This is a genomic window from Flavobacteriales bacterium, assembly GCA_013001705.1.
In the GTDB taxonomy this organism is placed as follows: domain Bacteria; phylum Bacteroidota; class Bacteroidia; order Flavobacteriales_D; family JABDKJ01; genus JABDLZ01.
Window position 1 is genome coordinate 1 of record JABDLZ010000239.1, and the last position, 6,385, is coordinate 6,385.

The 6,385-nt window shown below is 50.5% G+C and carries 7 protein-coding genes; 1 reads left to right on the top strand and 6 read right to left on the bottom strand.

All coding sequences use genetic code 11. The features are described 5' to 3' along the window. Positions 1-108: 108 nt before the first annotated feature. The 4 genes from HKN79_09650 to HKN79_09665 are packed head-to-tail and all read right to left on the bottom strand — an operon-like array spanning position 109 to position 3,174. Complete coding sequence (locus HKN79_09650) at positions 109-516, bottom strand: hypothetical protein (protein ID NNC83832.1); 408 nt, start codon at positions 514-516, stop codon at positions 109-111. Positions 517-529: 13 nt separating this feature from the next. Continuing rightward, complete coding sequence (locus HKN79_09655) at positions 530-1,195, bottom strand: DNA alkylation repair protein (GenBank protein NNC83833.1); 666 nt, start codon at positions 1,193-1,195, stop codon at positions 530-532. Between the two features lie 7 nt (positions 1,196-1,202). Then, on the bottom strand, positions 1,203-2,219 hold the full coding sequence (locus tag HKN79_09660) for a glycosyltransferase family 2 protein (GenBank protein NNC83834.1): 1,017 nt from the start codon (positions 2,217-2,219) through the stop codon (positions 1,203-1,205). Between the two features lies 1 nt (position 2,220). After that, positions 2,221-3,174, bottom strand: a complete 954-nt coding sequence (locus tag HKN79_09665; protein ID NNC83835.1) for a GNAT family N-acetyltransferase — start codon at positions 3,172-3,174, stop codon at positions 2,221-2,223. An 80-nt stretch (positions 3,175-3,254) separates the two neighbouring features. On the opposite strand from HKN79_09665, the gene HKN79_09670 reads away from it, so the two are divergent. Beyond that, positions 3,255-4,391, top strand: a complete 1,137-nt coding sequence (locus tag HKN79_09670; protein ID NNC83836.1) for a glycosyltransferase family 4 protein — start codon at positions 3,255-3,257, stop codon at positions 4,389-4,391. Positions 4,392-4,403: 12 nt separating this feature from the next. Here HKN79_09670 and HKN79_09675 read toward each other — a convergent pair whose 3' ends face one another. Both HKN79_09675 and HKN79_09680 read right to left on the bottom strand, forming a co-directional pair. Further along, entirely contained in the window at positions 4,404-5,546 is a 1,143-nt protein-coding gene (locus HKN79_09675) for a glycosyltransferase family 4 protein (GenBank protein ID NNC83837.1), read from the bottom strand. Next, on the bottom strand, positions 5,539-6,385 hold an 847-nt coding region (locus HKN79_09680; protein ID NNC83838.1), incomplete at its 5' end, for a sodium:solute symporter. The genes HKN79_09680 and HKN79_09675, both read right to left, overlap by 8 nt.

The following is a 6,385-nucleotide window of genomic DNA, read 5'->3' on the forward strand; positions in this document are numbered from 1 at the left end:
ACCTTATGGACACCGAGACCGACAATCTCTGGTCAGAAGTGTTACGTGATAAGGGAGATGACTTCAGTCACTTCGCCAATTTCCCGAAGAATCCATCACTGAACTGAATCAGTTGTGATCGATCTGAAAGGTCCGCTTCAATATCTCTACAGGCACTGATTTCGGATAATATTCCTTGAATAGGGCAATGGCTTTGTCCAAGGTATCATCCCGCAAGCCAAGGCGCATTCCCAATTTCTTACAGAAGAGCACCTCTCGATCATCGAAATCCCCATTGATCCCACTCGCCATCACACACATATGGAAGTAGGGAATACGATCGACCTCTTTGCGAGGAGGTGTGATCTCAGCCCGTATGCGGCCGGCCAGAATATCGTCCGTGGTCTGCTCATCCAGTCCCAGCTTCAGAGCAATGGTCCGGATCAGCAGTTCTTCTCGCTCATCCATTTCACCACTCATCTCCCCTACCCGGGTCAACATGGTCAATATAGCTATGCCGTCTTCTCTATCGTTCATGAGACTTGGCCGATCAACTCAGGTGTTTCATGGCTTCCCTTCTGCTCAAGGCTGCGAGATCATGGGTATCAACGAAGCCCTTCACCCAGAATGGATCGAATTTAGCATACTGACGCAATGCCCATCCGATGGCCTTTTGGATAAAGAATTCATTGGAATCCCTATGAGCTAGGATATATCGACTCAATCGATCCGTATCTACTGACTCCTTATACTTGAGTTGGTAGAGGATGGATGTACGTATCGACCACATATTTTCATCGGCATTCCATGCGTCCATATCATCTACCAGTTCAGGATACTTCTTGATGACCCCTCCTACACAGGTCGAGGCCAGAAAATCTACGGTGTCCCACCAGGATCTGGTCAAAATGAGTCCACGGAAGAGTTGCAGATGATGTGGCTGCCAGAATCGCTTGGTACGTGCGAGGTAATCCATGGCCACATATTGCAACTCCCGGTAGGGTGATGCCCAAAGCTCTCCTACCCAAGCAGCATCCAAGTCCTTAGATCCTAGAGCGAGGTCGATGAATTCCTTAGAAGCCTGTTTACGGGCTTGGCTCTTGACCCCTATGAACTCGAATCGATGCTTCATATAGGCCTTCATATGCGGAGCATCAGCGGCAATGGCCACTTCTTGCAGAGCTGATATCAGACTGTGTATTTCTGGCTTCTCCATGTTCATCCTATCGGGAAGGAACCGTATTGATGTGGGAATTTCCACGGATCATGAATTGCCAGATACCTCTCCAGTATCCCAAGCCATAGCTCAGATGGATAAGTGCAAATGTGATGGGCATGAGAAAGACCATGCTCGGACGGGACTCATGTAAAGCCGCGGATAGGGCAATACCCAATGCGGCTGTGACATACACCAAGGCGAGGACCATCTGTATCCAAACATCTTGCGTGATGAACACACTGAGTACCAGAAGAAGACCTACTACCACAAAGGCCGGTGGAATGAACTGGCGCCAGGTAGCTGGTCTTCCCAGTTTTTTATTGACCAAAGGCTTGTACAGTCCATATTGATAAAACATCTTGTTCATCTTCTTCCAAGTGGGCCGGGCCGAATACTCGATCTCCAGATCGGGAATGAGCACGATCTTCCCTCCCGCTTGTATCAAGCGACCGTTCAGTTCATCATCTTGATTGCGGACCAGGTCCTCATCGTACATCCCTATCCGCTCGAAGACCTCTCTGGGATAGCAGCCATAGGGCACGGTATCCACTTCTTTCACTTCCTTGTTCTCCAAACGGTAGGATGCATTCCCTATCCCGAATGGATGGCTCGTGGCCAAGGCGATCGCACGGGCCATGGCCGTATCAGCACCGGGAACTGTGATCCAGACTCCTCCTACATTATCAGCCCTGGTCTCTTCTTGCACCTCTAGCAAACGGAAGATGTAGTTACTCGGATACCTACAGTGTGCATCCATGCGAATGATGGTCTGCCCTCGACTGGTCCGGATACCGATGTTCATCGCATTCGGCACGACCCGATGGGGATTGTCCAGTAGCATGAGCCAGGCATATGTGCGTGCTTCCGATTCGATGATCTCCCGCGTTCTATCCGAACTGCGTCCATCCACGATCAAGACCTCCATGTCATCTTTTGGAAAATCCTGCGCGGCCAGATCGGAGATGACCCCTGAGACGAAGTCCTCCTCATTGTATGTGGGTATGATGACAGAAACGCGCACCCTATCCTTTGCCCTTGAGTTTTGAGGCGATCCTACCTACCAGTGATTTCTTCTTGATGGAGAAATAGGTCTTCAACTCTCCGCCAAAGCCTCTGAAGTAGCGTTCCACCTCGGGAATCATGGAGCCCTCCAGATCGAAGATCCTGTTGCCTCGTGCTTTTGCATCGAGCATAGCATTCCAGAGATTGAGCGTACCCGCACCCTGATGACCTGCACCATCGTCATAGCCTCCTATCAGGTAGTAGGCCTGATCCTTATCATGCACCACGAGACTGGCAGCCAGATCCTGACCATCTCGGTGACATAGATATAAGTCCCTATGGTCCTGCAGTATCGGATCATTCAAAAGACACTCGAAGATCTCTCGATCCATGGAGATACCTTGTCGCTCCACTGTCTTCTCGATGAGCCGCTGGAATCGAGCGGTATCCTGGGTACGCTCTACCGTGAGCCCATCATTCTCAGCCTTGCGGATGTTCTTCCTGCGCTCAGAGCTCATGGCGGCCAGCAGTTCTTCTTTGCTTCGAGCCAGATCGATATGGTAGGTATGTCGTGGACTCACTTCTTGTCCAGACCATGTATAGGCCTGGCTATCCACCACATCCACGCTCAGTGAAATCTCCAGAAGCGCATCCTTCCTGCTATTCAGGAGCTCTGCAATGGCGCGATGAATCGATTTCTCCAGACTCTGTCTACTCTCCATTTTCTCAGCGCTCAAACGGAGGTCCAAGCCTATATGTGGTGCGAATGGTGAGGTGATCGTGTAATCGACTCCGAGTTTGGAACTGTGAAAGAGCAGAAATGTGGCCAAGCGTTCTCCTCCAGAACTATGCACTTCGTAGGCTTGTAATCGATCGCCTATGACTTCGGCCCATTCGTTACTGGCAAATAAGCTCACTCCATCGCTGAGAGAGGGTAGTTGCTGAATCGCTATGGTCTCTATCTGCACTGACACAGGGCAATGATAGTGAACGGAGAGCATGTGGCTTCATTGCTTGCTTCGATAAGCACTATTTTAGGCGCCTTTCACCCCAGATGAGTCAGCCACTCCATATTTGCCATATCACCACTGTCCATACCGATAGGTATGACACGCGCATATTCCGCAAAGAATGTACTTCGCTCGCTAGAGCAGGATATACCGTGGAATTGCTCGTTGCAGATGGTAAAGGGGATGAAGAGAAGCAAGGTGTACATATACGTGACCTGGGCAAGCAGGCAAAGAACCGGGCCAAACGCATCCTTCGATCCAATACACTGCTTCTCAAGCAGCTGAACAGGCTCAAGGCGGATGTATTTCATTTCCATGATCCGGAGCTGATCCCGGTATTCCTCTACTTCAAACGGAAAAGACAAGAAGCCAGAGTGGTATTCGATATCCATGAGAATTTCTCAGAGAAGCTTCGCGGAGGAAGGGATTGGATACCTTCTTTTCTGCGGGCTGGATTCAGTTATTCCTACGACCGATTGGAACAACAGGCCCAGAAGAGATTCGATGGATTTGTCGGAGCCACAGATGGCATAGCAGAAGGATTTCCAAAGGAGAGGGCTATCAGTCTGCACAACTATCCTGAATTGAACGATTACGAACACTTTGCATCCCCTTCAGAGGATCGGGACCCCAAACGGATCGTCTATACCGGAGGGTTTACAGCTCACCGTGGAGTTACCCAGATTATCGATGCGCTACCCTTGGTCGAGCATCCTGTGGAATTGCACGTGTATGGAAGAAAAGAAGAGCACATCTATGAGCGTTGCGCTTCCACCTCTGGATTCAAGAAGGTGGTGTATCACGGCAAGGTCGATCTATTAGACATGCTGGCTCAAGTACATAGGAGTTCTATCGGTCTTGTCTGCAACCAACCGGAAGGTGGTTATCAATTCGCCATGCCCAATAAACTCTTCGAGTATATGGCATGCAGTATCCCAGTCATAGCCTCTGAATTTCCGCATTGGCAGAAGATCGTGGATGCACACCAGGCCGGAATCACGGTAGACAGCACCGATCCTTCGGACATTGCACAGGCCATCGACACTCTGCTGGCTGACCCGGAAAAGGTGGACAGAATGGGCAGGAACGCTAGACAATGTATCGAGGAGAAGTACAATTGGAAAGTGGAATTTGCCAAGCTCGAGCGACTGTATCATCAGATCACATCTTCTGAGAGCTAGTTGGACATCTGATTATCGATCAGGGGTCTCACACACCTGATCATACAGTGCGATCAGCTTTTTCTCCATTACCTCCCACGTGAATTGCCCGGCATACGATTCCAGTGCGGCCTTGAAACGGTCCAATTCTGACTTCTCTATATGCTCGACCACTTCTACGATAGCTTCTGGACTATTCGTTTGAAGCACATGACCGATACCGAAGTCCCGGACATAGCGACTCATTTCCCTTACGGGAGATACGATCACCGGAATACGGGCCGCCATGTATTCGAACAATTTGTTGGGTAGCGTGGTCTCATGATTCTCACAATCCCTGCTCAGCATGGAGAAACCCACATCAGCACCAGCGGTCACTCTGAGCAGCTGCTCCATAGGTACAGAGGCTTTGAAGTGGATATTGGAGTGCGCCTCATCCGCCTGTTTCACCAGCTCCTCGAGTCGACCAAAGCCTAGAATGACCAAATGCCTGTGAGGCTTTTTCAGTGAGCTGAAGGCCTCTAGCAACTGCTCGATCCCTCTTCCCGGAGCTAGACCTCCTTGGTAGATGAATATGATGTCTTCCTCAGTAAGGCCGAATTCAGTTCTTAGGCCATCATTGGGACCTTCGTAGGGCACGGAAGGTGGACAGTTGAATAGAATGACAGGGTCGAAACCATGTGTCTCGCGATAGTACTTGGCCACCGATTCACTGATCGTAATGAATCCACTGACAAAAGGTCTTGCCGATCTCTCGATGATACGTACCATTTTCTGGCCCTTGGGCCCTACCCCTTTCTTGGCCGATTCGAGTTCATGGGCATCGTAGACCAACTTCACTCTACCCAAACTGAGGATCCTGAAAATCACTCCGATAGGCAAGGGCTCTACATCGTTGATATGCAGGACATCCGTTTCTCTTAGATATCGTAAGGACTTCCATATGAATTCGAGGTACATAAGCGGCCTCAGGAGGACGATATGCTTCCACTTCCGGCTCTTGATCTCGAATCGTGTGACGGTGTAACCTTCCTTCTGCTCCATCCGCGGGAGGCCTTCTTCATACATGCAGAGAATGCGCACAGCATAACCGTGTGCGGCCAGTGAGCGGGAGATCTTCCGTACCCGGCTATCGCGGGTGAAGTCATTGAAGACGATGTTGAGGACGCTAGCCATTAGCTGGTTGTGAAGCGGATGGGTCTTTCGTTCTCAAAAGTACAAGACCCAAATAGGTGAGCGCGCCATTGATCAGCAAGAGCTCGAATCCGAAGGGATATACATAAGTAGCCAGGATCCAAGAGATGAATGGGGCCAAAATACAGACCCAGGGTACTGCGCGGTCTCTTACCGGGCTGCGCGTGAAGAGCCCGAAGGCATAAAGGCCCAAGAGAGGTCCGTAGGTATATCCCGCCAGACGGAACAGGCTGGCGATCACGCTTTCATCATTGACCAGATAGAATAGCCATATGACCAGCACCAAGGCAGCTGACATCCCGATGTGGACCTGCCGTCTGATCCGCACTTTTTGGGAATCACTTTCCCCGGGAGAATCGAGTATATCTACATAGAAGGACGTGGTCAATGCGGCCAAAGCAGAGTCCGCACTCGAATAGGCCGAAGCGATCAGACCTAGGATGAAGAAGAGACCGATCATGGGACCGAGCCCCCCTTCCAATGCGATGGTCGGGAATAGCAGATCGGCCTTTTCAGGTATAGCAATGCCGGCATGACCCGCATAGATGTACAAGAGCGCACCCATGGAGAGAAAGAGCAAGTTGACCACAACTAGGACGAGACTCAGACTGATGACATTCTTCTGGGCGTCCTTCAGATTGCGACAGGCCAGATTCTTCTGCATCATATCCTGGTCCAGACCGGTCATCACCAGCGCAATCCCTGCTCCTGATAAGAACTGCTTGACGAAATGCTTCTTCCCTGCTCCTTCGCCCCAGAAGAAGGTCTTGGAATATTCACTCTCGCTGATCACCGATACCATACCAGAGAAATCGAGGTCC